The 26,165-nt window shown below is 59.0% G+C and carries 22 protein-coding genes and 1 pseudogene; 13 read left to right on the top strand and 10 right to left on the bottom strand.

From position 1 onward, the window contains the following. Positions 1 to 52 precede the first annotated feature (52 nt). The gene (locus tag ACYZT9_RS24935; protein WP_462007839.1) at positions 53 to 1,996 is read right to left on the bottom strand and encodes a patatin-like phospholipase family protein; all 1,944 of its coding nucleotides are present in this window, start codon (positions 1,994 to 1,996) and stop codon (positions 53 to 55) included. A gap of 398 nt (positions 1,997 to 2,394) precedes the next feature. Here ACYZT9_RS24935 and ACYZT9_RS24930 point away from each other — a divergent pair. Both ACYZT9_RS24930 and ACYZT9_RS24925 read left to right on the top strand, forming a co-directional pair. Beyond that, positions 2,395 to 2,952: pseudogene (locus ACYZT9_RS24930) on the top strand (EamA family transporter). A 40-nt stretch (positions 2,953 to 2,992) separates the two neighbouring features. Continuing rightward, the gene (locus tag ACYZT9_RS24925) at positions 2,993 to 3,376 is read left to right on the top strand and encodes an MAPEG family protein (RefSeq protein WP_462007838.1); all 384 of its coding nucleotides are present in this window, start codon (positions 2,993 to 2,995) and stop codon (positions 3,374 to 3,376) included. A 108-nt stretch (positions 3,377 to 3,484) separates the two neighbouring features. Here the strand turns inward: ACYZT9_RS24925 and mltA are convergent, their stop codons facing one another. Next, complete coding sequence (gene mltA, locus ACYZT9_RS24920; RefSeq protein ID WP_462007837.1) at positions 3,485 to 4,657, bottom strand: murein transglycosylase A; 1,173 nt, start codon at positions 4,655 to 4,657, stop codon at positions 3,485 to 3,487. Between the two features lie 128 nt (positions 4,658 to 4,785). Here mltA and ACYZT9_RS24915 point away from each other — a divergent pair, with 128 nt between their 5' ends. Then, complete coding sequence (locus tag ACYZT9_RS24915; RefSeq protein WP_462007836.1) at positions 4,786 to 5,235, top strand: c-type cytochrome; 450 nt, start codon at positions 4,786 to 4,788, stop codon at positions 5,233 to 5,235. A 65-nt stretch (positions 5,236 to 5,300) separates the two neighbouring features. On the opposite strand, the gene ACYZT9_RS24910 is transcribed toward ACYZT9_RS24915, so the two are convergent. The 4 genes from ACYZT9_RS24910 to ACYZT9_RS24895 all read right to left on the bottom strand — a co-directional run bounded on the left by ACYZT9_RS24910 (position 5,301) and on the right by ACYZT9_RS24895 (position 9,940). Then, a complete protein-coding gene (locus ACYZT9_RS24910; RefSeq protein WP_462007835.1) occupies positions 5,301 to 5,696 on the bottom strand; it encodes a DUF1090 domain-containing protein in 396 nt (131 codons plus the stop codon). Positions 5,697 to 5,786: 90 nt separating this feature from the next. Further along, positions 5,787 to 7,454, bottom strand: coding sequence for an NAD-dependent DNA ligase LigB (gene ligB, locus ACYZT9_RS24905; protein ID WP_462007834.1), 1,668 nt, complete (start codon positions 7,452 to 7,454; stop codon positions 5,787 to 5,789). A 281-nt stretch (positions 7,455 to 7,735) separates the two neighbouring features. Beyond that, on the bottom strand, positions 7,736 to 8,926 hold the full coding sequence (metK, locus tag ACYZT9_RS24900) for a methionine adenosyltransferase (RefSeq protein ID WP_462007833.1): 1,191 nt from the start codon (positions 8,924 to 8,926) through the stop codon (positions 7,736 to 7,738). Positions 8,927 to 8,944: 18 nt separating this feature from the next. Continuing rightward, positions 8,945 to 9,940 (bottom strand): ArsR/SmtB family transcription factor, encoded by a 996-nt coding sequence (locus tag ACYZT9_RS24895; RefSeq protein WP_462007832.1) that lies wholly within the window; start codon positions 9,938 to 9,940, stop codon positions 8,945 to 8,947. A gap of 272 nt (positions 9,941 to 10,212) precedes the next feature. Between ACYZT9_RS24895 and tkt the strand changes: the two genes are divergently transcribed. From tkt to fba, 6 genes are all read left to right on the top strand, one after another. Then, positions 10,213 to 12,210, top strand: coding sequence for a transketolase (tkt, locus tag ACYZT9_RS24890; protein WP_462007831.1), 1,998 nt, complete (start codon positions 10,213 to 10,215; stop codon positions 12,208 to 12,210). 151 nt (positions 12,211 to 12,361) lie between these two features. Continuing rightward, on the top strand, positions 12,362 to 13,414 hold the full coding sequence (gene epd, locus ACYZT9_RS24885; RefSeq protein WP_462007830.1) for an erythrose-4-phosphate dehydrogenase: 1,053 nt from the start codon (positions 12,362 to 12,364) through the stop codon (positions 13,412 to 13,414). Positions 13,415 to 13,426: 12 nt separating this feature from the next. Beyond that, positions 13,427 to 14,590, top strand: a complete 1,164-nt coding sequence (locus tag ACYZT9_RS24880) for a phosphoglycerate kinase (RefSeq protein WP_462007829.1) — start codon at positions 13,427 to 13,429, stop codon at positions 14,588 to 14,590. A 34-nt stretch (positions 14,591 to 14,624) separates the two neighbouring features. Continuing rightward, positions 14,625 to 14,846, top strand: a complete 222-nt coding sequence (locus ACYZT9_RS24875) for a hypothetical protein (protein ID WP_462007828.1) — start codon at positions 14,625 to 14,627, stop codon at positions 14,844 to 14,846. 56 nt (positions 14,847 to 14,902) lie between these two features. Continuing rightward, positions 14,903 to 15,235, top strand: a complete 333-nt coding sequence (locus ACYZT9_RS24870) for an MliC family protein (protein WP_462007827.1) — start codon at positions 14,903 to 14,905, stop codon at positions 15,233 to 15,235. A gap of 261 nt (positions 15,236 to 15,496) precedes the next feature. Beyond that, the gene (gene fba / locus ACYZT9_RS24865; RefSeq protein WP_027617054.1) at positions 15,497 to 16,561 is read left to right on the top strand and encodes a class II fructose-bisphosphate aldolase; all 1,065 of its coding nucleotides are present in this window, start codon (positions 15,497 to 15,499) and stop codon (positions 16,559 to 16,561) included. Between the two features lie 188 nt (positions 16,562 to 16,749). Here the strand turns inward: fba and ACYZT9_RS24860 are convergent, their stop codons facing one another. After that, the gene (locus ACYZT9_RS24860) at positions 16,750 to 17,418 is read right to left on the bottom strand and encodes a polysaccharide lyase family 7 protein (protein ID WP_462007826.1); all 669 of its coding nucleotides are present in this window, start codon (positions 17,416 to 17,418) and stop codon (positions 16,750 to 16,752) included. 321 nt (positions 17,419 to 17,739) lie between these two features. Here ACYZT9_RS24860 and ACYZT9_RS24855 point away from each other — a divergent pair, with 321 nt between their 5' ends. From ACYZT9_RS24855 to ACYZT9_RS24845, 3 genes are read left to right on the top strand one after another with little or no spacing between them, the layout of a single operon-like run. Beyond that, positions 17,740 to 19,863: a putative bifunctional diguanylate cyclase/phosphodiesterase gene (locus ACYZT9_RS24855; protein WP_462007825.1), complete on the top strand. Its 2,124-nt coding sequence runs from the start codon at positions 17,740 to 17,742 to the stop codon at positions 19,861 to 19,863. Positions 19,864 to 19,908: 45 nt separating this feature from the next. Further along, a complete protein-coding gene (locus tag ACYZT9_RS24850; protein WP_462007824.1) occupies positions 19,909 to 20,415 on the top strand; it encodes a M48 metallopeptidase family protein in 507 nt (168 codons plus the stop codon). Positions 20,416 to 20,468: 53 nt separating this feature from the next. Beyond that, a complete protein-coding gene (locus tag ACYZT9_RS24845) occupies positions 20,469 to 20,765 on the top strand; it encodes a winged helix-turn-helix domain-containing protein (protein WP_008033286.1) in 297 nt (98 codons plus the stop codon). Between the two features lie 123 nt (positions 20,766 to 20,888). Here ACYZT9_RS24845 and ACYZT9_RS24840 read toward each other — a convergent pair whose 3' ends face one another. Further along, positions 20,889 to 21,341, bottom strand: a complete 453-nt coding sequence (locus ACYZT9_RS24840; RefSeq protein ID WP_462007823.1) for a GNAT family N-acetyltransferase — start codon at positions 21,339 to 21,341, stop codon at positions 20,889 to 20,891. Between the two features lie 256 nt (positions 21,342 to 21,597). On the opposite strand from ACYZT9_RS24840, the gene ACYZT9_RS24835 reads away from it, so the two are divergent. After that, a complete protein-coding gene (locus ACYZT9_RS24835) occupies positions 21,598 to 22,335 on the top strand; it encodes a substrate-binding periplasmic protein (RefSeq protein ID WP_462007822.1) in 738 nt (245 codons plus the stop codon). A gap of 126 nt (positions 22,336 to 22,461) precedes the next feature. Here the strand turns inward: ACYZT9_RS24835 and yccS are convergent, their stop codons facing one another. Together yccS and ACYZT9_RS24825 are read right to left on the bottom strand one after the other, a co-directional pair. Further along, entirely contained in the window at positions 22,462 to 24,645 is a 2,184-nt protein-coding gene (gene yccS, locus ACYZT9_RS24830; protein WP_462007821.1) for a YccS family putative transporter, read from the bottom strand. 282 nt (positions 24,646 to 24,927) lie between these two features. Continuing rightward, positions 24,928 to 26,106 (bottom strand): BaiN/RdsA family NAD(P)/FAD-dependent oxidoreductase, encoded by a 1,179-nt coding sequence (locus ACYZT9_RS24825; protein WP_462007820.1) that lies wholly within the window; start codon positions 26,104 to 26,106, stop codon positions 24,928 to 24,930. Between the last annotated feature and the right edge of the window lie 59 nt (positions 26,107 to 26,165).

Raw genomic sequence — 26,165 nt, 5'->3', positions numbered from 1 at the left:
TGATGCGACCGGGCGAGCGTTACGCTCGCTCGGCCTGCCCTGTTCCGTGCCGTTAACTCTTGGGGATCAGCCAGTCCTTGGCTTCTTCGACTGTGGTCGAGTTGACGAAGCTTGAAAATGGGGAGTTGCGTGAGACGTACTTATCGACAATTTGCGTGAGTGCTTTGTTGTAGGCCTCGGCAGTCCTGGCTTCTCGCAGATCGATGGTGACCTCTGTCAACAGCGTGACGTTCAAGTCAGGCTGGCCAACCCGATACAGAGAGGGATAGATCACTTCGCGAATGAAGTTTTCGCTCTTGGTGATGATGTCGCGGACACCCATCTCTTCAATTGCTTTGGTCATAACGGCAGATTTTGGCGCTGTTGTTCCGGCATCCATGCGTTTAACGGCTTGAAGTAGCTCCATGTAATCCGGGACGTTCCCATGGTTGAGCTTCTTCGCCAGCCACTCGCTGCGCTGCGGCGTGTCAGCGAGCTCATCCAAAGTCGCCAATACATTGCGCATGTCCGGGGTGAGTTCCAGCTTGCCCTGGAATGTGTCTTTGGTCTGCAGCGCCTGCTTCAACTCGTCCAGCGCCAGTTGAGCGAACTTACGAAAGTGGATGACGGCTTGGGAGGCTCGATCGTTTTGCAGCGCAATAATCGCCTCATCGAACGATTCATCGTCAAGCGCTAGCAGTGCTTCGTCGACAGATTTGAAATCATAGGTTTCGGTACTCTGATTGCGACTGGCCAAGTACATATCCATTTCAATTTCCAATTCTTTCTGCAGATGGTTCTTGAGATGGATGGGCATGCTGAAATTGACGGTGCCATCGATCATGCCGGTGAAATCGCCATGGTCGGTCTTGAGCGGCACGATAACGGTGTACTTTTCAAATGCCTTGATGCGATCCGTTTCCTGAGCGTCCCGGGCGCCATGGGGCGCGCCAATAAGTTTGTCGGTCAACCCTGAAAGCAGTGTACCCCGATCGTTTTTATTACCGCTTTTTGCGGTCTGGAACTTGAGAATCAGGGGTTCGCTTTGGGGAATTGTGCTTCCCCCGGATACGGGTTCGAAGACACCCGGCTCAGGTGTGTTGTGCATAATCCCTCCGTCCTTAAACGAAGTGCGCTCGTCTTGAAAGGGCAATCCCTTTTCCGTCGGGCTTTGGAACACGACGGGCAACGAGCCTGAAATATGGGCCGCGCGGGCAACATCCATGTCTGGGGTGAGGCTGTCATTGAACACCACCAGTTGCGCGCGTCCTTTGAACATGGCTGTGCCAGTAATGTGCAGTTGCTTGATTTCAGGAATGACTTTACTCAACGTAGCCAGGTCGGCAAAAGTGACGTGCCCCCGTGTTTCTATTTCTGTGACTCTGTTTTTGGTTGCATCACATAGTGGCCCTTTCTCGAGGGCCTTGTTGTATTTCGCCCTGATGGACGCGACGGTTTTTTCACGGATCAGGGTTTCCAAGCCCGTGGCTTTGGTACCGAGGCGAGGTAACAGGTCAGCCAGCAATTTGCCGACGTTGCCAGCCTTGCCCGGTATCTTCGCTATTTTTTCGCCCAAGGTACTGCTGAGGTGCTGTAGCTCCCTTACTGTCTTTTTTTCACTGTCCAGCAGGGTGAGGAGGTTGAGCGTGTCCGACATTTCATCAAAGTCGGCGTAGCCCATGCCGCTTGCCAGAAGTGCCGCGGTGATAGCGCCCGCCGAAGAGCCGTAGAGACTGCGGATGCCTGCCAGCACTTGATGGTCTTCCAAAGCTTTCAGCATCCCTGAATAGGCAACACCTTTGGCGCCTCCACCGCTGAGTACCAATCGGTCGATATCAGGGCGTTTGAGAACCACTTCAACGGCGCCGGTGTCATAGCGACGAATCGTCAGTTCCCGCCCAGTGCGTGATTCCACCAACCTTTCACACTGGTCTGGAGTTGTGTGGGGGAGTTGCACGGCGTTGTCAGGGATGGACGGGCGCAGGGTGAGTGTTTGACTTCCGGCTGAAGTGATCATATTTACCTCTTCCTTTGAGGATTGTCGGAATCGCACTATAAGAAGAATCGAGAGCGCGCAGAACCGATGTGTCGCAATTTGGAACACAGCGAAGAACCCGCACGCCGCTGCCTTTTTTTGGCTCGAAGGGCTCTGGCATAAGCCTCTACGGCTGCTGATGGGTGACTGATCAATCGTTCTGGGGTCTTTTCACACGAAGTCCGTCCCCAATGACCTGCGCTTATGGATGGTTTTCTGACAGGGGAGCGGCAGGCATTAGCCGGCCAAGCCGCAGCGGAACCCAATTCTCCGCCCCGTCCCTGTAAGAGCACGGCTTGCCGGCGATGCGATTTCAAGAACGCTTTCGCCGGCAACCCATGCTCCTGCAGGGTGAGGATGATGAACAAAAGGAGCGTGCCGTGCTTCCGACGGCATTGGTGTTGGTGGCGGCGCTGTTGCACGCGGCGTGGAATACGCTTGTTAAATTCAGTGCTGAACGGTTGTTGGTCGTGGCCTGCTTGGACAGTGTGGCGATGTTGTTTGTCGCACTGATGCTGCCTTTCGTGGCGTTGCCGCCGATTGAAATCTGGCCGTGGATCCTGGCGTCGGCGGTGTTCGAGTTGCTCTATCGCTATCTGCTGATTCAAGCCTATCGGGTTGGCGATCTTGGCTTGGTTTATCCGCTTATGCGGAGCTTGTCGCCATTGGTGGTGCTGGCGCTGACGCTGATCTTTGCCAGAGAAGTGCTGACCCATCAGCGGCTGGGGTAAGCGGTCGGGTTTTACGTGTTGTTCAGCTACGCTCTGGTGCTGTGGGCGATGCAGTTGGGCTCGATTGCCGAAGCGGCGGCCTTGCGCGAGATCAGCGTGATTCTGGTGGTGCTGTTTGGCATGCGCTACCTGAAAGAACCTTTCGGCCGGCCACGGCTCCTGGCCTGTGGTCTGGTGTTGATTGGTATGTTGGTGATGACGTTTTGACTGTAACTTGACTCTTGAAAATTGAAGAAGGGATTGCTTTATGACGGTTGCTCTGTGGTGCATTTTGATTGCGATTTTCCTGCCTTATCTGGGCACGGTCGTGGCCAAGATCAGTGGCGGGTACGGGCTGAAAGACAACCATGATCCCCGCGACTTTCTCGATTCGCTGGAAGGTTTGGGCAGGCGCGCGCATGCGGCGCAACTTAACAGTTTTGAAATAACCCCGGCGTTCGCTGCGGCGGTGATCGTGGCGCATCTGGCTGGCAATTCCGAGCTGGTGACCATCAATGTGCTGTCGGTGTTGTTCATCACCAGCCGGTTGCTGTACATCATTTGCTACCTGGCGGACTGGCATATTTTGCGGTCGTTGGTGTGGTTTGTGGGGCTGGGGTTGATTGTCAGTTTTTTTGTGGTTTCTGTTTAAGAGCAAGATCAAAAAGATCGCAGGCTGCGCCAGCTCCTACGTTCGCCGCAATATTGCGGATGAACACCGATCGTTGTAGGAGCTGGCGCAGCCTGCGATTTTTTGACTTTAGAGCTTGTCGGCCACCTGGGGCACTTGCGGCAACGCCGCGCCTTTGGGCCATAACATCCAGATCTGACCCTGCTGTTTCATATCTCCGGCCAATTGCCCGGCGGCCTCGCCGGTGCCCCAGAACAGATCCGCCCGCACTTCGCCGGCAATCGCGCCGCCGGTGTCCTGGGCTGCCACCGGGCGAACCAGTGCCGTGCCGTCGGGCCGCGTGGTGGATAACCACAACAGACTGCCCAGCGGAATCACTTTGCGGTCCACTGCGGCGCTATAACCTGCGGTCAACGGAACATTTAGCGAGCCACGAGGGCCTTCGTTGCTGTCCGGGTTGCGGGTGAAGAACACATAGCTGGGGTTGCTGCCGAGCAGCTCCGGAATGCGCGCCGGATTGGCCTTGGCCCAGTTGCTGATCGCGCCCATCGTCACATCTTCTTTCTTCAGCTCGCCTTGTTCCACCAGCCAGCGGCCGATCGGCCGATAGGGATGACCATTCTGGTCGGCATAGGCGATGCGCAGCTGGCGGCCGTCATTGAGCTGGATGCGACCGGAGCCCTGAATTTGCAGGAATTGCAGGTTCATCGGGTCGGTCAGCCATGCCACGACCGGCGCCTTGACCCCTTTGGTTTCTATGGTTGCCGCATCGTCGTAAGGCTTGAGCACGCGACCTTCGAGCCGTCCGCGAAGGCGCTTGCCTTTGAGTTCAGGATAAATACTGTCCAGGGAGACAATGATCATGTCCTCGGGCACGCCATACACCGGGACACTTGCCACGGCGGTTTGGGTCAGGCTGCCGGGGTAGACCGGTTCGTAGTAACCGGTGATCAACCCGTTGGGGTTGTCGTTGGCGGCGCGCAGGCCGTAGACATCGAGGTTCTGCTTGAGGAAGCCGCGAATGTCGTTGGCGGTTTGCGGCACATTGGCGGCAGCGGCGCAGGTCGAGCCCCAGACCGGATCAGCCTTGAGGCGGGTGCACGCGCTGCGCCACGAACCGAACCCGGCGACCAGATCGTTATCGGACACTGCCGGCAGTGCTTCCCAGGTGGCGCTGGAATAAGTCGCTAGCGCGTGGGTTTTCGGTTTGTTGTTGTCACCACCGGTGCAGCCTGCGAGCACGGCCACTATCGGAAGGGTCCAGGCGAGGCGATGACGCCATGCCTTGAAACGGCTGTTCATGGAGTAATTCCTTTGCCGGTTGCCCGAGTGCTCCCTGCACTCGAACAACCCGTATTGATAATAGGGCTATTGGTCTTTGTCGGTGACGCGAGGATACTGGCCGCCGTTTCCCGTGACCTGAAGCCACCATGACATTTAAAAGACTTTCCGTTGTATTGCTGGCCTGCCTGACGTTGTCCGCGTGCGGCGGTGTCGATCCGAATTCGCCGCTGGGTCAGCGCAAGGCGATTTTCAAGCAAATGCTCAAGACCGGCGAAGACCTGGGCGGCATGTTGCGCGGGCGCATACCGTTCGACGGTGCGAAGTTCGCTGACGGCGCGGTGAAGCTCGATGCGCTGTCCCATGAACCGTGGAAACATTTCCCGCAGGTGCGCGAAGAAGATCACACCAGCGCCAAGGACGATGTCTGGCAGAAGCAGGCACGCTTTCAGGAAATGGCCCGCACCCTTGAGGCCGCCACCGGTGAACTGGTGGTCGCCAGCAAGGTTCAGCCTTTGAAGGTCAGTAACCTTGGGCCGGCGGTGCAGAAAGTCGAAGATGCCTGCAGTGCGTGCCATAAAGAGTTTCGGGATCATTGATTGGCGGTGCGCTTGCCGACGAAGGCTGCCTGAAGATCGCCACAGATCTCTGACTCTTCCTCTTCTTACTTATCCAACTCGTCAAGCGCGTCCTGCAATTCCTTGCGGGAGTCGGCGAGTTTGTCTTTGCGCTTGTTGATCCTCTCGGGATCGCCTTTCTTCATGGCTTTGTCGAGGTCGGCCTGACGCTCGCTGACTTCATGCTTGGCGTCGAGGACCTTGTTTTCCCGCTCCTTCTTCAACGAAGCATCGGTGCAATGAGCGGTAACTTCACTTAGGGCCGTTTCCAGGCCCGCCTGCTGATCGGCGTTGCCGCGTGACTTGGCCAGTTCGATCTGGTTGATGATGCCCTGCTTCTTGGCGGCGCAACCGGTCAGCCCCGGGGCTTCTTCGGCGGCCATCAGCGGAGCGGCCATCACACCGCAAAGGGCCAGCAGGGCGAGTGGTGAAAGTAATTTCATAAAAGCTCCATGTGCAAATGCAATTGTGGCGATGGGCGTTTGAGCCCGTCGGCACTTTTGGGTTTCCAGGTGGGCGAGCAATCGCGGTTGCTAAAAACCGTCGATCCCCGCCGCACGTAATGTGTCACTCAAGGCCAGGACCTGCGGGTCGCGGAAGAATGCGCTCAATTGCACCGCGCGCCCCGGGCCGATGCCGGCTTCGGCCTGCCATTGTTCGGTGTTTCGTTGTGCCAATTCCTGCCATGAGTGGCCAAGTTGCGCCTGGCCGGTCGGCGGCAATCCCAGTGCTTTGAGCCAGCGAACAAAAGGGCGTTGGCGCGCGCTGTTGAAACTGTTTAAAAGACGCGTGCTACTGCGCTCGCCGAAGCCTTCAATGTTAGCAAGCTCTTGAGCATCGAGGGTCAACCAATCCAGCAGGCCGGTCAGACGGCCTGTTTCGAGAAGTTTCTCCCAGGTGCCGGGACCAACATGAGGCAAGGCCAGCCCTTGCTTGCCACTGAGCCAGGTCAGTCGCGCGACGAATTGGCTTTCGCAACCCGGAGTCGGCTGCCAGCAACTCAAAGGATGAAAGTCGGCTGCCAACGGTACGTTTAATTCGGAGCGTTCAGCGGCTCGAAGAACGACGCCGTCAAGTCTGGGAATGGTCAGCCCCGCCAGGCTGATAGATACCTGATCACCGGGGCGGATATCCAGTGCCTCCCAGCGTCGCAGGGAGCTGACGCTCACGCGTTTTATCTGCCGGTCATCGAGCGTCACCGGTTTCAGCTCCAGCACCGGTGTGATCCGTCCGGTCCGACCGACCTTGAACTCGACTTTTCGCACCTCGGCCAGCGCTTGGGCGAAAGGGTACTTCCAGGCGACGGTCCAGTAAGGTGTTTTCGCCTGCCAGCGCTCGGCCGAGGGGCGCTGGCTCTGCCGCAGGACGACGCCGTCACTGGCAAAAGGCGATGGCGAGCGATACCAGTGATCGCGCCAGCGTTCGGCATCGGCAAACGTCTGGATCGGCTGACTGTAAGGCGCCGTTCCCGGAAAACCCAGTTTATCCAGCGCCGCGACACGGGCGGGCAGGCTGGACGGGCCTTGCGGCCAGTCCCAGATAAACAGTCCAATACCGGCGGCCTGCTCAGGGGCGAGTTCCTTGCGGGCCATCAGCCCAGCTACCGTAGAACGGGCATTGAGGCTGCCGGCCTCGGCTTGTACATGGTCGATCAGGCGCCAGTAGAGTTCGCCTTGCACGAGTAAATCCACAGGTTGCGCCAGTTGTCGGGGGATGACGGGGATCAGTCGCGCCGAGGCGGTCCAGTCCTGTCCGTTCATGCCGTCACCGCGACTGATTGCCTGGTGCAGCACGCCGTTGCGATAGATCAGCGTCACGGCCACGCCGTCGACTTTCGGTTGTATCCAGACGTCTTCGCGATCGCGCAACCAGGTTTCGACCGCGCGACCATCACGCAGTTTTTCCAGGCCCGTGTGGGCGATGGGGTGGGCAATCTTGCCGCCAGCCGTGCGCAATGGTTCAGGCGCCAGACCCAAGTCGAAACACTCACGCCATTCGGTCAGCCGTGCACGGGACTGATCGTAGAGTTCGTCGGCGACCAACGAACGGCCACGGCGGTGATAACTGTCGTCCCAAATGTCGATTTGTTTTTGCAGGGCTGTGATTTCGTCCAGAGCCCTGGCGGGTGGCCAGTCGGGACAATCGGCAGCGTTTGAGATCGAGCAGACCAAGGTCAGGAAAAAAACAAAAAACAGGCGCATCGGGAGCGTCCTTGCTCGGGGGGATGCTTGAAGGCTAGTCAGTATTTTCTGGCGGGGAGGGTGGGTGTTTTGCCTGGTGTTTCTGGTAGTGACTGTACTGGCGTCTTCGCGAGCAAGCCCGCTTCCAAACTGGAACTTCAGTGAGCACAAATTTTGTGTGGGCAGCGATCCACTGTGGGAGCAGGCTTGCTCGCGAAGGGGGCCGCTCGGTCCCAAGCGCAAGGCAACAAAAAGCCCCGCACGGCGAACCGTGCGGGGCTTTTGGTACCGCCGGGGAGGTCTTACAGGCCGGCAGCCGAACGGAGGTCGTCGGCGCGGTCGGTTTTTTCCCAGGTGAACGTGGTGAAGGTGTCTTCGCCCACGGTCTTGGTGGCCGGGGTGCGACCGAAGTGGCCGTACGCCGCAGTTTCCTGGTACATCGGGTGCAGCAGGTCGAGCATGGTGGTGATTGCGTATGGACGCAGGTCGAACACTTCGCGAACCAGTTTGACGATTTTGTCGTCGCTGATTTTGCCGGTGCCGAAGGTGTTCAACGAGATCGAAGTCGGCTGGGCAACACCAATCGCGTAGGAAACCTGAATCTCGCAACGTTCGGCCAGGCCGGCCGCCACGATGTTCTTGGCCACGTAACGACCAGCGTAAGCAGCCGAACGGTCAACCTTCGATGGATCTTTACCGGAGAACGCGCCGCCGCCGTGACGGGCCATGCCGCCGTAACTGTCGACGATGATCTTGCGACCGGTCAGACCGCAGTCACCCACCGGGCCGCCGATGATGAACTGGCCGGTCGGGTTGATGTGGAACTGAGTGTCCTTGGTCAGCAGTTCGGCAGGCAGCACGTGCTTGACGATCAGCTCCATCACGCCTTCGCGCAGGTCTTTGTACGACACGTCAGGGTTGTGTTGGGTCGACAGTACAACGGCGTCGATACCGACAACCTTGCCGCCTTCGTAACGGCAAGTCACTTGCGACTTGGCGTCCGGGCGCAGCCAAGGCAGCAGACCGGATTTACGGGCTTCGGCCTGGCGCTGCACCAGTTGGTGCGAGAAGGTGATCGGCGCTGGCATCAGCACGTCGGTTTCGTTGCTGGCGTAGCCGAACATCAGGCCTTGGTCGCCGGCGCCCTGATCTTCAGGCTTGGCACGGTCGACACCCTGGTTGATGTCAGGGGACTGCTTGCCGATGATGTTCATCACGCCGCAAGTAGCGCCGTCGAAGCCGACGTCCGAGCTGTTGTAGCCAATGCCCAGGATGACGTCACGAACGATCTGTTCCAGATCGACCCAAGCCGAGGTGGTGACTTCACCCGCAATGATTGCCACGCCGGTTTTCACCAAGGTCTCGCACGCTACGCGGGCGAACTTGTCTTCAGCAATGATGGCGTCCAGCACCGCATCGGAAATCTGGTCGGCGATTTTGTCCGGATGTCCTTCGGACACGGACTCGGAGGTGAAGAGGGAGTATTCGCTCATCTCGATTTTTTCCTGAATTTACCGATGGTGAGTGTCGCCAGTTGGCCGCTGAAAGTGGCGGACCTGAATCTGGAAACCATTACGTAAGCCTACATAGAGGCTTTCCCCGGGAACGAGTCCCGCAGCGGTGGCCCAACGGGCCAAATCGTCCTGTTCAAACCCCAACCACAGATCACCGCAGGCCTCCCTGGCCCAACTCTGGTTGTGGCTACATAACTCTGTCACGAGCAGGCTACCGCCCGGTTGCAGCAAATCGGCCATGTGCTTGAGCGCTTCGGCCGGCGCGGCAAAGTGGTGCAGCACCATGTTCAGTACAACGCAATCGGCCTTGAGGCTCACGCCATTCAATGCATCGGCCAGTTGCAGGCTGACGTTAGCCAGCGTTTCACGTTCGCAGACTTGACGCGCCAGTTCGAGCATCGCCGGGCTGTTGTCCAGCGCTGTTACGTGAGTGAAGCGGCGCGCCAGTTCCGGCAGAAAAGCGCCGTCGCCAGGGCCGACTTCAATGGCCGTGGCGCCTTCGCCGAAGCTCAGCTTGTCGAGCAAGGCCACCACGCTATCGCGGTACTGCGGCAGGCCGGCGATCAAGTCCTGCTGGGCGCGAAACTTCTCCGCGACCCGTGAGAAAAAGTCCTGGCTGGCCGCCGCCCGTTGCCCGTGGACCTGACCGATCCGCGACTGCACATCCGCCGGCAGGGTCAGGTTGTCCACTTCTTCGAGCAGTGAGGCGTGCAGCTTGCCGCCCAACAGATCGGTGTGAGGCAGGGCGCGACGATAAAAAATCGCATTGCCCTCACGACGCGTCGCCACCAAATCGGCCTGGGCCAGCACCTTGAGGTGATGACTCATGCCTGACTGGCCTATGCCGAAGATCTGCGCCAGTTCCAGTACGCCAAACGAATCGTTGGCCAGCGCGCGCAATACATTCAGTCGCAGAGGATCGCCGCCGGCCTTGCACAGGGCCGCCAGCTCATCGCATTCGTCATGTTGAATGGAAGGCACACGTAAATTCATAGGGCCAGCAGTCTAGTGACGCTCAGAAAGCTCCGCAATAGCAATATCAAAAAGTTTTGATATTGCTCGATAGATGGCACTTCTCGGGGAAAGGGCCACTCTACAAATCGTCAGCGGAAAGGTTTCATCAGGCGAATGCGAATCTATCCACTGGAAAAACGCCTCCAGATGACTATCTGTCATTGCCCCGAGGCGGGGGGTGAGGGAAAATGCTCGCCTTTTTTCCGATTCGTTTTATTCATTCTTTATTCAGAACCCTCAGGAGAACAGCGATGCCCAGCCGTCGTGAGCGTGCCAACGCCATTCGTGCCCTCAGCATGGATGCCGTGCAAAAAGCCAACAGCGGCCATCCCGGTGCCCCGATGGGTATGGCGGATATCGCCGAAGTACTTTGGCGTGACTACCTGAAGCACAACCCGAGCAATCCATCGTTCGCCGACCGTGACCGCTTCGTGCTGTCCAACGGTCACGGTTCGATGCTGATCTACTCGCTGCTGCACCTGACCGGCTACGACCTGTCGATCGATGACCTGAAAAACTTCCGCCAGCTGCACAGCCGCACCCCGGGTCACCCGGAATTCGGCTATACCCCGGGCGTTGAAACCACCACCGGTCCACTGGGCCAAGGCCTGGCCAATGCCGTGGGTTTCGCCCTGGCAGAAAAAGTCCTGGCGGCGCAGTTCAACCGTCCGGGCCACAACGTCGTCGACCACCACACCTACGTGTTCCTGGGTGATGGCTGCATGATGGAAGGCATTTCCCACGAAGTTGGCTCCCTGGCCGGTACGCTGGGCCTGGGCAAACTGATCGCCTTCTACGATGACAACGGCATCTCCATCGACGGCGAAGTCGAAGGCTGGTTCACCGACGACACCCCGAAGCGTTTCGAAGCCTACAACTGGCAAGTGATCCGCAACGTCGATGGCCATGACCCGGAAGAAATCAAGATTGCGATCGAGACTGCACGCAAAAGCGCGCAGCCGACCCTGATCTGCTGCAAGACCACCATCGGCTTCGGTTCGCCGAACAAGCAAGGTAAAGAAGACTGCCACGGTGCCCCATTGGGTGACGCGGAAATTGCTCTGACCCGTGCAGCGCTGAAATGGAACCACGGCCCGTTCGAAATTCCGGCTGATATCTATGCCGAGTGGGACGCCAAGGAAACCGGTCTCGCGGTCGAAGCCGAGTGGGATCAGCGTTTCGCGGCCTACTCCGCCGCTTTCCCTGAGTTGGCCAATGAACTGATCCGTCGTCTGAGCGGCGAGCTGCCGGCTGACTTCGCTGAAAAAGCCTCGGCTTATATTGCTGATGTCGCGGCCAAGGGCGAAACCATCGCCAGCCGTAAAGCCAGCCAGAACGCCCTGAACGCCTATGGGCCGATGCTGCCGGAATTGCTGGGCGGTTCCGCCGACCTGGCCGGTTCCAACCTGACCCTGTGGAAAGGCTGCAAAGGCGTCACCGCCGAAGACGCCAGCGGCAACTACATGTATTACGGCGTTCGCGAATTCGGCATGAGCGCGATCATGAACGGCGTAGCGCTGCACGGTGGCCTGGTGCCTTACGGCGCGACCTTCCTGATGTTCATGGAATACGCCCGCAACGCTGTGCGCATGGCTTCGCTGATGAAGCAGCGCGTGCTGTTCGTCTACACCCACGACTCCATCGGTCTGGGCGAAGACGGCCCGACTCACCAGCCGATCGAGCAACTGGCCAGCCTGCGCGGCACGCCGAACCTCGACACCTGGCGTCCAGCCGACGCCGTTGAGTCGGCAGTGGCCTGGAAGTTCGCCCTGGAGCGTAACGACGGTCCTTCGGCCTTGATCTTCTCGCGTCAGAACCTGCAGCACCAAACCCGCAACGCGATTCAGATCGAAGAGATCGCGCGTGGTGGTTACGTACTGAAGGACTGCGCAGGCGAGCCTGAGCTGATCCTGATCGCCACCGGTTCCGAAGTGGGCCTGGCGGTTCAGGCTTACGACAAGCTGACCGAGCAGGGTCGCAAAGTGCGCGTTGTTTCGATGCCTTGCACCAGCGTGTTCGATGCCCAGGACGCCGGCTACAAGCAATCGGTTCTGCCGTTGCAGGTCAGCGCCCGTATCGCCATCGAAGCCGCTCACGCGGACTACTGGTACAAATACGTCGGCCTGGAAGGCCGCGTCATCGGCATGACCACCTTCGGCGAGTCCGCGCCTGCGCCTGCCTTGTTCGAAGAGTTCGGCTTCACCCTGGAAAACATCCTGGGTCAGGCTGAAGAGCTGCTGGAAGACTAAGTCCGACAGTTGTGTTGTCCGGGCTGACGCCATCGCGAGCAAGCTCGCTCCCACAGGATGTACACCGTCCATGTGGGAGCGAGCTTGCTCGCGATAGCGGTGGCTCAGGCAATGCTGGATTGACGGATTCACCACGGTAATCGAGAACCCCATGCCTCAACCGCGTCCCTACAAAGTTGCACTCAACGGCTACGGCCGGATTGGTCGTTGCGTCTTGCGTGCGTTGTTCGAGCGAGGTTCGACTGCCGGGTTTGAAATTGTCGCGATCAACGATCTGGCGGACATGGCCAGCATCGAATACCTGACACGCTTCGACTCCACGCACGGGCGTTTTCCCGGCGAGGTGAAGGTCGACGGCGACTGTCTGCATATTAATGGCGACTGCGTGAAGGTCCTGCGCAGTGCTACCCCCGAAGGCATCGATTGGGCGTCGCTCGGCGTCGATCTGGTGCTGGAGTGCTCCGGCGCTTACCACACCCGTGAAGATGGCCAGCGTTTCCTCGACGCCGGCGCTCCGCGCGTGCTGTTTTCCCAGCCGATGGCCAGCGAGGCGGATATCGACGCCACCATTGTCTATGGTGTGAATCAGGATTGCCTGACCGGCGAAGAACTGCTGGTGTCCAACGCGTCCTGCACCACCAACTGCGGCGTGCCGCTGTTGCGCCTGCTCGATCAGGCCATTGGTCTGGAATACGTGTCGATCACCACCATCCACTCGGCGATGAACGATCAGCCCGTCATTGATGCCTATCATCACGAAGACCTGCGCCGTACCCGCTCGGCATTTCAGTCGGTGATTCCGGTGTCCACTGGTCTGGCGCGCGGCATCGAACGCCTGTTGCCGGAACTTGCCGGGCGAATTCAGGCCAAAGCCGTGCGGGTGCCGACGGTGAACGTGTCTTGCCTCGACATTACGATGCAGACCGTGAGCGACACCAACGCCACCGAGGTCAACCGGATTCTGCGCGAGGCTGCCACCAGCGGCCCGCTCAAAGGCCTTCTGGCCTATACCGAGTTGCCTCACGCAAGCTGTGATTTCAACCATGACCCACATTCGGCGATCGTCGATGCCAGTCAGACTCGAGTTTCCGGCCCTCGGCTGGTAAACATCCTGGCCTGGTTCGACAACGAATGGGGTTTTGCCAACCGAATGCTGGATGTTGCGGAACACTATCTGCAAACAGCTGCCTCTCCAAAACAGTAGGAAATGCGACCCATGACCGTGTTGAAGATGACCGACCTCGATCTGCAAGGTAAGCGCGTACTGATCCGCGAAGACCTTAACGTCCCAGTCAAGGACGGTGTTGTCACCAGCGATGCGCGAATCCTGGCTTCGCTGCCGACCATCAAGCTGGCCCTGGAAAAAGGCGCGGCCGTGATGGTCTGCTCGCACCTTGGCCGTCCGACAGAAGGCGAGTTCTCGGCCGAGAACAGCCTCAAGCCAGTCGCTGACTACCTGAGCAAGGCCCTGGGCCGTGAAGTGCCACTGGTCGCCGATTACCTGGGCGGCGTTGATGTCAAGGCAGGTGACATCGTCCTGTTCGAAAACGTGCGCTTCAACAAGGGCGAGAAAAAGAACGCTGACGAACTGGCTCAACAGTACGCCGCCCTGTGCGACGTCTTCGTGATGGACGCCTTCGGCACCGCTCACCGCGCCGAGGGTTCGACCCATGGCGTGGCCAAGTTCGCCAAAGTCGCCGCTGCTGGCCCGTTGCTGGCCGCTGAACTGGACGCACTGGGCAAAGCTCTGGGTGCTCCGGCTCAGCCAATGGCGGCCATCGTTGCCGGCTCCAAGGTCTCGACCAAACTCGACGTGCTGAACAGCCTGAGCCAGATCTGCAACCAGTTGATCGTTGGTGGCGGTATTGCCAACACCTTCCTGGCTGCGGCCGGTCACCCGGTCGGCAAATCGCTGTACGAACCGGACCTGCTTGACACTGCTCGGGAAATCGCCGCGAAAGTCAGCGTGCCGCTGCCGGTCGACGTTGTTGTCGCCAAGGAATTCGCTGAAAGCGCTACCGCCACCGTCAAGCTGATTGCCGATGTGGCTGCCGACGACATGATTCTGGACATCGGCCCACAGACCGCGGCGAATTTCGCCGGGTTGCTGAAGTCGTCCAAGACCATCCTGTGGAACGGTCCGGTCGGCGTATTCGAATTCGACCAGTTCGGTAACGGCACCAAAGTACTGGCCCAGGCCATCGCGGACAGCTCGGCGTTCTCCATCGCGGGCGGCGGCGACACGCTGGCGGCCATCGACAAGTATGGCGTTGCCGAGCAGATCTCCTACATTTCTACCGGCGGCGGCGCGTTCCTCGAATTCGTCGAAGGCAAGGTGCTGCCAGCGGTGGAAGTCCTGGAAAGTCGGGCCAAGGCCTGAGGTCGTTGATTTGACCAGGCAAGGGAGTGTTCAAATGGTCAAGATGCTCGCGCTGTTGATCGTTGCGGGTTCGTTGGCGGCGTGCGGGAGTAACCCGAAAGCCAAGCCGGAACCTGCACCGCAATCGGCGGACAAAGGCTGCTACCAGGCTGACTGGCAAGCGGAAACCAACCCGGTCATCAACAAGCGTTCCGGGCCGGACGGCCTGGACAAATACGAAACGCAGACACCCGCCAAGGAACATGGTTGCCCTTGATGGGTCTGACTCCTTACTCAGGGCTGGCGGCGTGCGCTGTCAGTCGAGGAACACGGATGAAAGGTTTTATCGCCGTTACGGCGCTGGCACTGCTGGCAGGTTGCTCGAATTTCAACCTGTTCAAGCCTGCCGAATCGACGGACAGCTGGACCACCTGGACGTGCGACAGCCAGGCCAAAGTGCTCTGGCGCTACACTGACGACAGCCGCAAGGCCGTCGACGTGCGCCTCGGCGGGGCCGATCAGGTCTACCGCCTGAAGCTTGAGCCGGGCGGGGAAGGTTCGCTGTACAGCAACGACATGTTGGCGTTTCACGTAAAAGGTGAGGAAGGCCTGGTGTACTGGGTCGCCACCAACGATTTGATCGGTCGCGGTTGTAAAGCCGGATAAGACGATGGATTTGATTCACAGAGATTCAAATGTGGGAGCGAGCTTGCTCGCGATGAGGCCATCACTTTCAACATCGATTTTGGCTGAACGATCGTCATCGCGAGCAAGCTCGCTCCCACAGTGGTTCTGTGTAGTACTTGAGATTTTGGCACCACCGAATCCGCAGCCCGGGCCAACCCCCGATCTGCAAAAACTTGAATAGCCGCCGCCGCTCCGGCAGGCTGGCACGATTAACGACCCAAACCGGGAGAGACACACACAATGGCACTTATCAGCATGCGCCAGATGCTGGACCACGCAGCCGAGTTCGGCTACGGCGTTCCAGCCTTCAACGTCAACAACCTTGAGCAGATGCGCGCCATCATGGAAGCCGCTGACAAGACTGACTCCCCGGTGATCGTCCAGGCTTCGGCCGGTGCTCGCAAATACGCCGGCGCACCGTTCCTGCGTCACCTGATCCTGGCGGCAATCGAAGAATTCCCGCACATCCCGGTGTGCATGCACCAGGACCACGGCACCAGCCCTGACGTCTGCCAGCGTTCCATCCAGTTGGGCTTCAGCTCGGTGATGATGGACGGTTCCCTGGGCGAAGACGGCAAGACCCCGACCGACTACGACTACAACGTGCGCGTCACCCAACAAACCGTGGCCCTGGCTCACGCCTGCGGCGTTTCGGTAGAAGGCGAGCTCGGCTGCCTGGGGTCGCTGGAAACCGGCATGGCCGGTGAAGAAGACGGCATCGGCGCCGAAGGCGTTCTGGATCACAGCCAGATGCTGACCGACCCGGAAGAAGCCGCTGACTTCGTCAAGCGCACTCAGGTCGACGCCCTGGCCATCGCCATCGGCACCAGCCACGGCGCGTACAAGTTCACCAAGCCGCCTACCGGCGACGTACTGGCCATCGACCGCATCAAAGAAATCCACAAACGCATCCCGAACACCCACCTGGTGATGCACGGCTCATCTTCGGTTCCGCAAGAGTGGCTGGCGATCATCAACCAGTACGGCGGCGACATCAAAGAAACCTACGGCGTACCGGTTGAAGAAATCGTCGAAGGCATCAAGCACGGCGTGCGCAAGGTCAACATCGACACCGACCTGCGTTTGGCGTCTACCGGTGCGATGCGTCGCTTGATGGCTACTAATCCTAGCGAGTTTGATCCGCGTAAATTCTTTGGTGCGACCGTTACTGCGATGCGTGATGTGTGCATTGCTCGTTATGAAGCGTTTGGTACTGCGGGCAACGCTTCGAAGATCAAGCCGATCTCGCTGGAAGCGATGTACCAGCGTTATCTGAAAGGTGAGTTGAACGCCAAGGTTAACTAAGCCTCAGCGTTTGATTCGCATAAAAAACCCGCAGAGATGCGGGTTTTTTATGGGCGATGATTCCTGGTCGACGCATTCCCCTGTGGGAGCGGGCTTGCTCGCGAACGTGTAGTGTCACGACATCAATGTTGAATGACACACCGCATTCGCGAGCAAGCCCGCTCCCACAGGGAGATCACGCTCTACCGTCACTTATCGTGATCAATATCCAGCTTGCTGAACGTCACCTGCCCACCTTCGCTCGTGTACCCGCTGTTGTCCTGCACATAAACCCCAGCCTTGAAATACAGCGGTTTGACGCGCCACTTGGCGCTGATGTTGGTGTCCCACTGGTAACCCGCCGCACTGATACCCAGCGCACCACCAGGGCTTAGGTGGATTAGGTAGGAGAATTCCTTTTGCAGCTTCACGCCAGTGGCAATGGTGATCACCCGGCCTTCACCGTCATCGGGGTGCATGCGCACTTTCGCGACGATGTTGCCTGTTTTGCTCGTGGTCGAGTACTGATACTCGACCTTCACCATGGGCTTCTGGCTTTGAAAAGCGTGGATCTGGCCGATGACGATCTTGCCCGAGCTCGGCACCTTGTTCACGGCCAGGGTGGCATGCAGGGAATTGTCGGCGTCCGGGTAGTACCAGTTTTTGAGTGTGCCGTTGCTGTAGGTTTCGCGCAGTTCGGTGCGTGGATACTTGGCGTTTTCTGTGCGGGTGCCGGTTACCGGCGACCAGAAAAACAGCGTCCCGGAGTTGGAGTGGAAGTATTGATCCTTAAAGCCTTTCACCAGTTTGCTTGTTTCAACGGTGTACGGCGGGTTGCCGACAGGAACGCTGAGGTTCCAGGTTGCGAGATCAATCATAGATAAAAAACGTCCACAGATTTTACAGCACGGACGTACCAGAAGCTCTGGCACGCGCATCGGGGGCGTTCTTTATAGTCGTAGAAGTTCAATTTGTTAATGCGCAATTGACAAACGGATGACGTCAAAATCCTGTTAAAAGGCCATCTTTCCCGGTTTTAGAGGGCTGTAGAGGCGACCGTTAGTCGGTAAATGAACTCATTGGTTAAATGATGGCTTACTGACACCTACTGCTTTAGCGGATCCCGGTCTAGAGTGAGGGCTTAGTATGTGTCCGGTTTTCACGAGAAACCGGCCTGACGCCCCGAAAAGAGAAGCAGCATGGAATGCGCGCCACCCCCGCCAAGCGAAGGCAGCTCAACCCTTTTAATCGTCGATGATTACCCTGAAAACCTGATCAGCATGCGTGCATTACTGCAGCGCCAGGATTGGCAGGTCATGACCGCCGCGTCGGGTTTCGAAGCCCTCGGTCTTTTACTCGAACATGATATCGACCTGGTGCTGCTGGATGTGCAGATGCCGGGTATGGATGGTTTTGAAGTGGCGCGTCTGATGCGGGGCAGCCAGCGAACTCGCCTGACGCCAATCATTTTCCTCACCGCCAATGAACAGTCCCAGGACGCCGTGATCAAGGGCTATGCCAGCGGTGCGGTGGATTATTTGTTCAAGCCGTTCGACCCGCAAATTCTCAAGCCTAAAGTCCAGGCGTTGCTCGAGCATCAGCGCAATCGCCGGGCGTTGCAGCGCCTGAGCCACGATCTGGAGGTCGCGCGCGCCTTTAATGCCTCGGTGCTGGACAACGCCGCCGAAGGCATCCTGGTGGTCGGCGAGGACGGTGTGATTCGCTTTGCCAACCCGGCGATGTCGCGGCTGCTCAATGCCACGGTGCAAGACTTGCAGGGCAAGGAATTTCTGGATTACCTGCAAAAACCGCATATCCCGATCTGGGCCGATTCCGAACTGCTTTGCGGCTACAAACGCGGTGAAACTTTGCGCCTGCATGATGCGTTGCTGCGTACGGCCCCGGGCCAGCAGGTTCCAGTGGCATTGTCTTGTGCGCCGCTGCCCACCGAACAACATGCAATGGTGGTGACGGTGCTGGACATGTCGGTGGTGCGCCACCTGCATCAGCAACTGGAATTCCAGGCGGTGACCGACCCGTTGACCGGGCTGCTCAACCGCCGGGGGTTTTATCAGACGGTGGAAAACCTGCTGCTGCGCGGCGAACGCTCCGACAGCGCGTGGGTATTGCTGTACCTCGACCTCGACGGTTTCAAGCGGGTCAACGACTCCCTTGGCCACGATGCCGGCGACCGGGTGTTGCGCTGGGTCTCCGAGCAGTTGAAGGCTTGCTTGCGGCCGTTCGACATTCTGGCGCGCATGGGCGGCGATGAGTTCACGGCGCTGCTGGACCTGGAGTTCCCCGAGCAAGCGGCGAAGATTGCCGAGAAACTTATCGAGCGCGTGGCGATATGTCAGCAGATCGATGGTCTGGATATCGCGCTGGGCGCCAGCATCGGCATCGCCACTTACCCGGACTGCGGTGCCAATCTCGATGGTTTGCTGCGAGCGTCCGACATCGCCATGTACGAGGCCAAGCGCGCGGGTCGTCAGCAGTACCGCTTCTACGACCATGACATGAATGGCCGGGCGCGCTCACGGTTGATGCTCGAAGAAAGTGTGCGCACCGCTATTGAAAACCGTGACTTCAATCTGGTCTACCAGCCGCAGGTGGCCACCAATGGTGGACAGATTCGCGGGTTCGAAGCGCTGTTGCGCTGGCAACACCCGAGTGTCGGCGACGTGCCGCCCGGGCTGTTTTTACCGTTGCTGGAAGAAGCGCGGTTGATCAGTCGTCTGGGCAGCTGGATCTACCACCGCGGTGCCGGGCAACGCAAAGCCTGGGAAACCTTGTTTGCCGAGGAACTGGTGCTGGGCGTCAGTTTGAGCAGCACGCAGTTCGGTATGACCAACCTGGTCACCGAGTTGCGCCAGGCGCTGGAGCGTCATGGCTTGCAGGCGCGTCATCTGGAGGTCGAGGTCACTGAAGAGGCCTTGATGCACAACCCTGAGGAGACCCGCAAACAGCTGCGCCTGCTGCGCAACCTGGGCGTGCGGGTGGCGCTGGATGACTTCGGTTCGGGGCCGTGCTCGCTGTCCCATCTGCGCGACCTGGAGCTGGACACGCTCAAGCTCGACCGCCATTTGATCGCCCGGCTGCCAGCTTCCTCTCGGGACGCGGCCCTGGTGCGCAGCGTCATCGATCTGTGCAAGCAATACGGAACGCTGGTGATCGCCGAAGGGGTGGAAACCGTCGCGCAATATGAGTGGCTGCAAGCCAATGGCTGCGAATATGTGCAAGGTTTCCTGGTTGCGCACCCGGTGGAGGCCGAAGAAGTCCTGGCCTTTGTGCAGCCCTTCGACTGGAGCGCGCTGACCGGCTGAATTCGCTACACTGGCGACCTTTTCATCATTGATGTTGCCGCCCCGATGATTGCCTTGAAATTCCTCCAGGCCTATCCCGCCGCGTTGCAGGACCAGGTGCGCCGACTGATCTCCGAAGGTCGGCTGGGCGATTACCTGAGCCAGCGATACCCGCAAAAGCATGAGGTGCAGAGCGACAAGGCGTTGTACACCTATGCGCTGGACCTGAAACAGGAATACCTGCGTAATGCCCCTGCCATCGACAAGGTGCTGTTCGACAACCGTCTGGACCTCACTCACCGCGCCCTCGGCCTGCACACCACAATCTCCCGGGTGCAGGGCGGAAAACTCAAGGCCAAGAAGGAAATCCGGGTGGCTTCGTTGTTCAAGGAAGCCCCTGCCGAATTTCTGAAAATGATCGTGGTGCATGAGCTGGCGCACTTCAAGGAGTCGGATCACAACAAGGCGTTCTACAAGCTGTGCGAACACATGTTGCCGGGGTATCACCAGGTCGAATTCGACGTGCGGGTGTACCTGACGTGGCGGGAAATGCGAGCGCCCACAGGCGCGTAGGAGCTGCCGAAGGCTGCGATCTTTTGATCTTCTAATTAATACGGAATGCCTGGATGGACGTAAGCAAGACCAAGAGCAGCTTCTATCGCCGCTTGTACGTGGCGTACCTGATCGACAGCGGGCTGGCCAGCAGCGTCCCGGCACTGACCGATGTGACCGGCATGCCCCGGCGCACGGCCCAGGACACCATTGCGGCGTTGGCGGATCTGGACATCGTTTGCGAGTTCGAGCAGGAAGAGGGCGCGCGCAATCACGCCGGGCGTTATCGGATTCGCGAGTGGGGGGCGATTGATCGGGGGTGGATAGAGCGTAATCTGCGGCAGATTAAAGCGGTGTTGGAATATCCGTGATTGGGGGTGTTGCGGCTGACGTCTTCGCGAGCAAGCCAGCTCCCACAGTTGATCTCTGCTGTTCACAAATAGTGAGTTCACAGAAGATCCAGTGTGGGAGCGGGCTTGCCCGCGAAGGGGCCCTCAGGAACGACGCATCCCAATGTGTGGAATACCATCCTCAACATACTCCTCACCCGCCACGACAAACCCGTACCGCCCGTAATACCCCCGCAAATGCGCCTGCGCCGACAGATAAACCGGCACATCAGGCCAGCGCTTTTCAGCCTGCTTCAACGCCTGGGCGATCAGCTCATGACCCAGGCCCTTGCCGCGGGCCTCTGGCGCGGTAATCACCCGCCCGATCACCACATCACCGCCCTGTAGTTCAGGATCGAGCAAGCGCAAGTACGCGACCAGTCGATCCCCGTCCCAGGCCATCAAATGGCAGGTGTCACCCTCCAGATCCTGGCCATCCACGTCCTGATAAACGCATTTCTGCTCTACAACGAACACCTCTGCGCGCAGCTGCAGAACAGCGTACAGCTGCTCCTTGCCCAGATCGCTGTGGTGTTTGCAGATCCAATCGATTGTCATCTTCACATTCCTCGACCCAGTCGCTCCGATACTAGGCGCCCGGACGAAAGTTGTCTGTATGGCAGAGAAATCTGTGACAAAGGCCAAAATGCCATCATTCATTTCGCGCGGCGTTGTCTTCTTTGTGTAATCTGAGATCAAGCGCTGTGCAGTGGCTTCGATGAGCTAATGTTAGTACCTGGGTTTCGCCGGTACGGGGCCTTGGAGTTTTGGCTGAAAACACGTCGGGCAACCCGCCCGCTAAGGATTTTCGAGCATGCCGCGATTGCATCGATCTTTGGCCTTGATCGGATTGCTGTTGCTGACTCAGAGCGCGCCAGCGGAAAAGCTGCGACTTGTCGCCGATTTATGGCCACCCTTTACCGACTCCTCGCTGGTCAACGGCGGGTTGGCCACCGACATCGTCAGCACCGCGCTGGCCCGCGCCGGCTACGCCAGCGATTTTGAACAGGTGCCCTGGGCGCGCGCACTTCTGGGTGTTGGGGAAGGACGTTACGACGTCCTGGTGAATGCTTGGTACACCGAAGAGCGCACCAAGCTCGGCCGGTTTTCCGGCGAGTACCTGCTCAACCGCGTGCGCTTTCTCAAGCGCAAGGACGCGCCGATCGAATTCAACAACTTGCAGCAATTGCACACGTACCCGATTGCCGTGGTGCGCGGTTACGCCTATTCACCGGAGTTCGACGAAGACGCCTCGCTGCAGAAAATCCCGGTGCACAGCTTTTCCATGGCCGTCCGCATGGTCGCGGCCGACCGGGTCAAACTGACGCTGGAGGACGAATACGTTGCGCGTTACTACCTGGCCCGGGAATCAGCCAAGGTGCGCAATGCCGTGGAGTTCCTGCCCAAGCCATTGAGCGAGAACAGCCTGCACATTCTGGTCAGCCTGAAAAATCCGCAGCATGAACAGATCGTGGCGGGTTTTGATCGGGAGATTGCCGAGATGAAGGCGGATGGGAGTTATGAGCGTTTGATGAAGCTGCACGGGATGTAGTTTTTTGTGGTGTGGCTGATGGCCTCATCGCGAGCAAGCTCGCTCCCACAAGGATATGTGATGCGACGAAGATCCACTGTGGGAGCGAGCTTGCTCGCGATGAGGCCGGCAAAAGCTCCCCACCTCTCAATCCTCGCCTGAATCCTTGATCAAATGCGCCGCCAACGTCCGCAACGGCCCCAACTGCCGACAGATCAACGCCAACTGCGTCTGCACCAATCGCTGTCCTTCATCAATCTCATCCGGCATCTGTTCCAGCTCATTGGCCAGCGCCTCTTCCTCATCACTCTGAATCGCAATCGGCAGTTTGCTTGCCAGCCCTTGGGCGATTTCATCAATGCTGGCCGCCAGTTTCACACCGGCCCCTTCGATCAATTGTTCGCGTACATCGGCCGGTAGCTGGGCGTCGCGGTGTGCGCCCAGTCCTGACAAATAGCTGAGCAGGGTGTGCGACAGCACCAGGAAGCGGAACCCGACATCCGCTTCCTTCCGGAAATGCCCCGGCTCCATCAGCATATTGGCCAGCGTTGTCGACAGCGCCGCATCGGCGTTGTGCGCGTTGCGCCGGGCCAGGCGGTAAGCCAGGTCATCGCTCTTGCCGGCGGCATATTGCTGCATGATCTGGCGCAGGTAAATGCTGTTGCAGGTCAGGGTGTTGGCCAGCACTTTGTTCAGGCGTCGGCCCTGCCAGTCGGGCAGGAACAGGAACACCGCGAGCCCGGCGATCAGGCTGCCGAGCAAGGTATCGAACAGTCGCGGCAGGAACAGGCCGTAGCCGTCGCCGACCTGGTTGAAGCAGAACAGCACCATCAGGGTGATCGCGGCCGTGGCCAGGGTGTAGCGGGTGGTGCGGTTGATAAAGAACACCACGCCAGCGGCGATCGCGAAGCACGACTGCACCAGCGGATTCGGGAACAGATCGAACAACGCCCAGGCCACGGTCAGGCCGATGGCGGTGCCGATGATCCGCTGACCAAGCTTGCGGCGTGTGGCGCCGTAGTTCGGTTGGCAGACGAAGAGCGTGGTAAGAATGATCCAGTAACCCTGCGACGGGTGAATCAGATGCACCATGCCGTAGCCGATGCTCAACGCGAGGGGCAAACGCAGGGCGTGGCGGAACAGCAGCGAGGTCGGCGTCAGCTGCGTGCGCAAGCGAATCCACACATCCTTGAGGCTGCGCGGCGAGCGGTCGAGCAGGCTGCTGTCGGTGGCGTCTGCGAGGGCATCAGGGTTGCTCGCATCACTGAGCAAGCGGTCGAGGGTGCCGAGGTTAGCTGCCAGCGCGCGCAAGGATCGCAGCAATCCGCGCCAGGCCGGGTTGCTTTGGATGCGCAGGTGTTCGAGGGAAGCGTGCAGGTCGCTCAGGGTTTCGGTGAAGCTGGCGTCGTAAATGAACGGCTGACGCATCTGGATTGATTCCGCCAGCGCCCGGCAGGCTTTGCCTTGCTGGCGCAGCAGGCGCTGACAGCGGAACAGCACGTCGCTGTGGAAGAAGGTGTCTGCCAGCGCGTTATACGGATAGTGCGAGGAACTGGCGCGTTCGTGAATGTCCTGGGCGAGAAAGTAGAGTTTCAGGTAGCGGCTGACTTTCGAGCCTGGTCGACCATTGCCGACCCGGTGCAGAATGATTTCCTTGGCGGCGTTCAGTGCCGCTACGACCCGACCGTTCTGCTGGGCCAGTTCCAGTCGGCGCGCTTCCACGTCCATCTGCCGGATCGGCTCGAACAGCGACGATTTCAGCTTCAGGTAAAAGCCCAGTTCGCGGAACAGCCGTGCGAGGCTCTGCTGCACCGGCTGATTGGAAAACATCGCCTGCCACAACACCGAGAGCAAGCCGTACCACGCCGCGCCGGCCACCAGCAGCACCGGCTCGTGCCAGAAATCGGTCACCGCGCCGCCGCGCTGGTCCACGCCGATCATGGTGTAGACCGACAGAATCAACGTCGCCGAGGCAATCGCGCCATAACGTTCGCCTAGGGCGCCGAGCATGGTCAGGCAGAAGGCAGCGAGGGCGAAGGCGATGATGAAAAAGATGGGGTAGGGGAACAACAGTTCGACCGACAGTGCGGCGACCAGGAAGCAGACCAGCGTCACGGCCAGCGAATTGAGGCGGCCCTGCCAACTGTCGTCGGTTTCGGCCAGGGCGCTGGCGATGATCCCGAGGAACAACGGGATCAGCAGCCCCATTTCATCCTGATACCAACACAGCGCCATGGTGCCGGTCAGGGCGATGAACACCCGCACGCTATAACTGAATTTATCCAGCGCCCAGAGGCGCCGCAGTGACTGATTGAACGAGGTCGATGACATGAAGTGCGAGGGCCTTCCGAGGCGATGCCGCTAAATTGAGCCAGTAATGACGCCGACGCAATGGCGCCGATCACATCTGACAGCAAATTCTGTTCCTTGCTGATTAACATGTCAGGTCTGTATTGACTTGTGGCGAGGGGATTTATCCCCGTCGGGCAGCGAAGCGGCCCCAGATTGGCACACGCATTACGTCAGGTAGACCTCTGTCGCGGATTTACGACTGCTTCGCAGCCGAACGGGGATAAATCCCCTCGCCACAAAAGCCCCATCCATATCTGCGGATCAGACGTACTGCGCTGCGGCGTATCCGGAGGCCCACGCCCATTGAAAATTGAAACCACCCAGGTGACCGGTCACGTCGAGCACTTCACCGATGAAATACAAGCCAGGGCTTTTCAGCGACTCCATGGTCTTTGACGACACCTCATTGGTATCGACGCCACCCAGCGTCACTTCAGCCGTGCGATAACCTTCGGTGCCGGCCGGCACAACTTTCCAGCACGCAAGCTTCTCGGCGATGTCGGCAACTTCCGCGTGGGTGTACTGCTTCATTGGTTTGGAGACGAACCAGTTGTCCGCCAGCAGGTTGGCCATTTTCTTGGTGAAGATCTCGCCAAGCAGGGTTTTCAACTCGCTGTTCGGGCGTTCGGCCTGTTGCTGTTGCAGCCAGGTCGGCACGTCGTGGTCCGGCATCAGGTTGATTTCTACCGTGTCGCCGGATTCCCAGAACGAAGAAATCTGCAAAATCGCCGGGCCACTGAGACCGCGATGCGTAAACAGGATGTTCTCGCGAAAACTCTGATCGTTGCAGCTGACCTGGCAATCCACCGAAGTACCGGACAGCTCAGTGCAAAGCTCTTTGAGCTGATCGGTGATGGTGAACGGCACCAGTCCGGCGCGGGTGGGCAGCAATTCGTGACCAAATTGTCTGGCGACCTGATAACCGAAACCAGTGGCGCCCAGGGTCGGAATCGACAGTCCGCCGGTAGCGATCACCAAGGACTCACAGGTGATCTGGTCCAGCGTTGTGTCCAGCAGGTAGCCGCTTTCGAGTTTCTCGATGGTCTGGATCGAGGTGTCCAGGTGCAGGCTGACGCCGACCTGATCGCACTCGTTGAGCAGCATCTCGAGGATGTCGCTGGATTTGTTATCGCAGAACAGCTGGCCGAGTTTTTTCTCGTGGTACGGCACGCCATGTTTGGCGACCATGCCGATGAAATCCCACTGGGTGTAGCGCGCCAGTGCGGATTTGCAGAAGTGTTCGTTCTGCGAGAGAAAATTGCCCGGTTCGGCATACATGTTGGTGAAATTACAGCGGCCACCGCCCGACATCAGGATTTTCTTGCCGGCCTTGTTCGCGTGGTCGAGCAGCATCACCTTGCGCCCGCGCCCGGCGGCGGTCAGTGCACACATCAACCCTGCGGCGCCAGCGCCAATGATCACGACTTCGGTAGAGCGCAAAACGGTGTCCTCACACAAATATTAAATCCACCAGGAAACCAATGTGGGAGCGAGCTTGC

The sequence above is a fragment of the Pseudomonas sp. ZT5P21 genome, from assembly GCF_054897785.1.
Note: the sequence above shows the minus strand (reverse complement) of the source record. Positions and strands in the feature narration are given on the sequence as shown.

What these genes read in the sequence shown, in the direction of transcription:
- ACYZT9_RS24925 (WP_462007838.1), top strand. Translation starts at nt 2,993, where the DNA reads ATGACGGTTGCTCTGTGGTGCATTTTGATTGCGATTTTCCTGCCTTAT.
- epd (WP_462007830.1), top strand. Translation starts at nt 12,362, where the DNA reads ATGCCTCAACCGCGTCCCTACAAAGTTGCACTCAACGGCTACGGCCGG.
- ACYZT9_RS24895 (WP_462007832.1), bottom strand. Translation starts at nt 9,940, where the DNA reads ATGAATTTACGTGTGCCTTCCATTCAACATGACGAATGCGATGAGCTG.
- tkt (WP_462007831.1), top strand. Translation starts at nt 10,213, where the DNA reads ATGCCCAGCCGTCGTGAGCGTGCCAACGCCATTCGTGCCCTCAGCATG.
- ACYZT9_RS24860 (WP_462007826.1), bottom strand. Translation starts at nt 17,418, where the DNA reads ATGATTGATCTCGCAACCTGGAACCTCAGCGTTCCTGTCGGCAACCCG.
- mltA (WP_462007837.1), bottom strand. Translation starts at nt 4,657, where the DNA reads ATGAACAGCCGTTTCAAGGCATGGCGTCATCGCCTCGCCTGGACCCTT.
- fba (WP_027617054.1), top strand. Translation starts at nt 15,497, where the DNA reads ATGGCACTTATCAGCATGCGCCAGATGCTGGACCACGCAGCCGAGTTC.
- ACYZT9_RS24875 (WP_462007828.1), top strand. Translation starts at nt 14,625, where the DNA reads ATGGTCAAGATGCTCGCGCTGTTGATCGTTGCGGGTTCGTTGGCGGCG.
- ACYZT9_RS24880 (WP_462007829.1), top strand. Translation starts at nt 13,427, where the DNA reads ATGACCGTGTTGAAGATGACCGACCTCGATCTGCAAGGTAAGCGCGTA.
- ACYZT9_RS24855 (WP_462007825.1), top strand. Translation starts at nt 17,740, where the DNA reads ATGGAATGCGCGCCACCCCCGCCAAGCGAAGGCAGCTCAACCCTTTTA.
- ACYZT9_RS24845 (WP_008033286.1), top strand. Translation starts at nt 20,469, where the DNA reads ATGGACGTAAGCAAGACCAAGAGCAGCTTCTATCGCCGCTTGTACGTG.
- ACYZT9_RS24835 (WP_462007822.1), top strand. Translation starts at nt 21,598, where the DNA reads ATGCCGCGATTGCATCGATCTTTGGCCTTGATCGGATTGCTGTTGCTG.
- ACYZT9_RS24910 (WP_462007835.1), bottom strand. Translation starts at nt 5,696, where the DNA reads ATGAAATTACTTTCACCACTCGCCCTGCTGGCCCTTTGCGGTGTGATG.
- metK (WP_462007833.1), bottom strand. Translation starts at nt 8,926, where the DNA reads ATGAGCGAATACTCCCTCTTCACCTCCGAGTCCGTGTCCGAAGGACAT.
- ACYZT9_RS24840 (WP_462007823.1), bottom strand. Translation starts at nt 21,341, where the DNA reads ATGACAATCGATTGGATCTGCAAACACCACAGCGATCTGGGCAAGGAG.
- yccS (WP_462007821.1), bottom strand. Translation starts at nt 24,645, where the DNA reads ATGTCATCGACCTCGTTCAATCAGTCACTGCGGCGCCTCTGGGCGCTG.
- ACYZT9_RS24935 (WP_462007839.1), bottom strand. Translation starts at nt 1,996, where the DNA reads ATGATCACTTCAGCCGGAAGTCAAACACTCACCCTGCGCCCGTCCATC.
- ACYZT9_RS24870 (WP_462007827.1), top strand. Translation starts at nt 14,903, where the DNA reads ATGAAAGGTTTTATCGCCGTTACGGCGCTGGCACTGCTGGCAGGTTGC.
- ACYZT9_RS24850 (WP_462007824.1), top strand. Translation starts at nt 19,909, where the DNA reads ATGATTGCCTTGAAATTCCTCCAGGCCTATCCCGCCGCGTTGCAGGAC.
- ACYZT9_RS24915 (WP_462007836.1), top strand. Translation starts at nt 4,786, where the DNA reads ATGACATTTAAAAGACTTTCCGTTGTATTGCTGGCCTGCCTGACGTTG.
- ligB (WP_462007834.1), bottom strand. Translation starts at nt 7,454, where the DNA reads ATGCGCCTGTTTTTTGTTTTTTTCCTGACCTTGGTCTGCTCGATCTCA.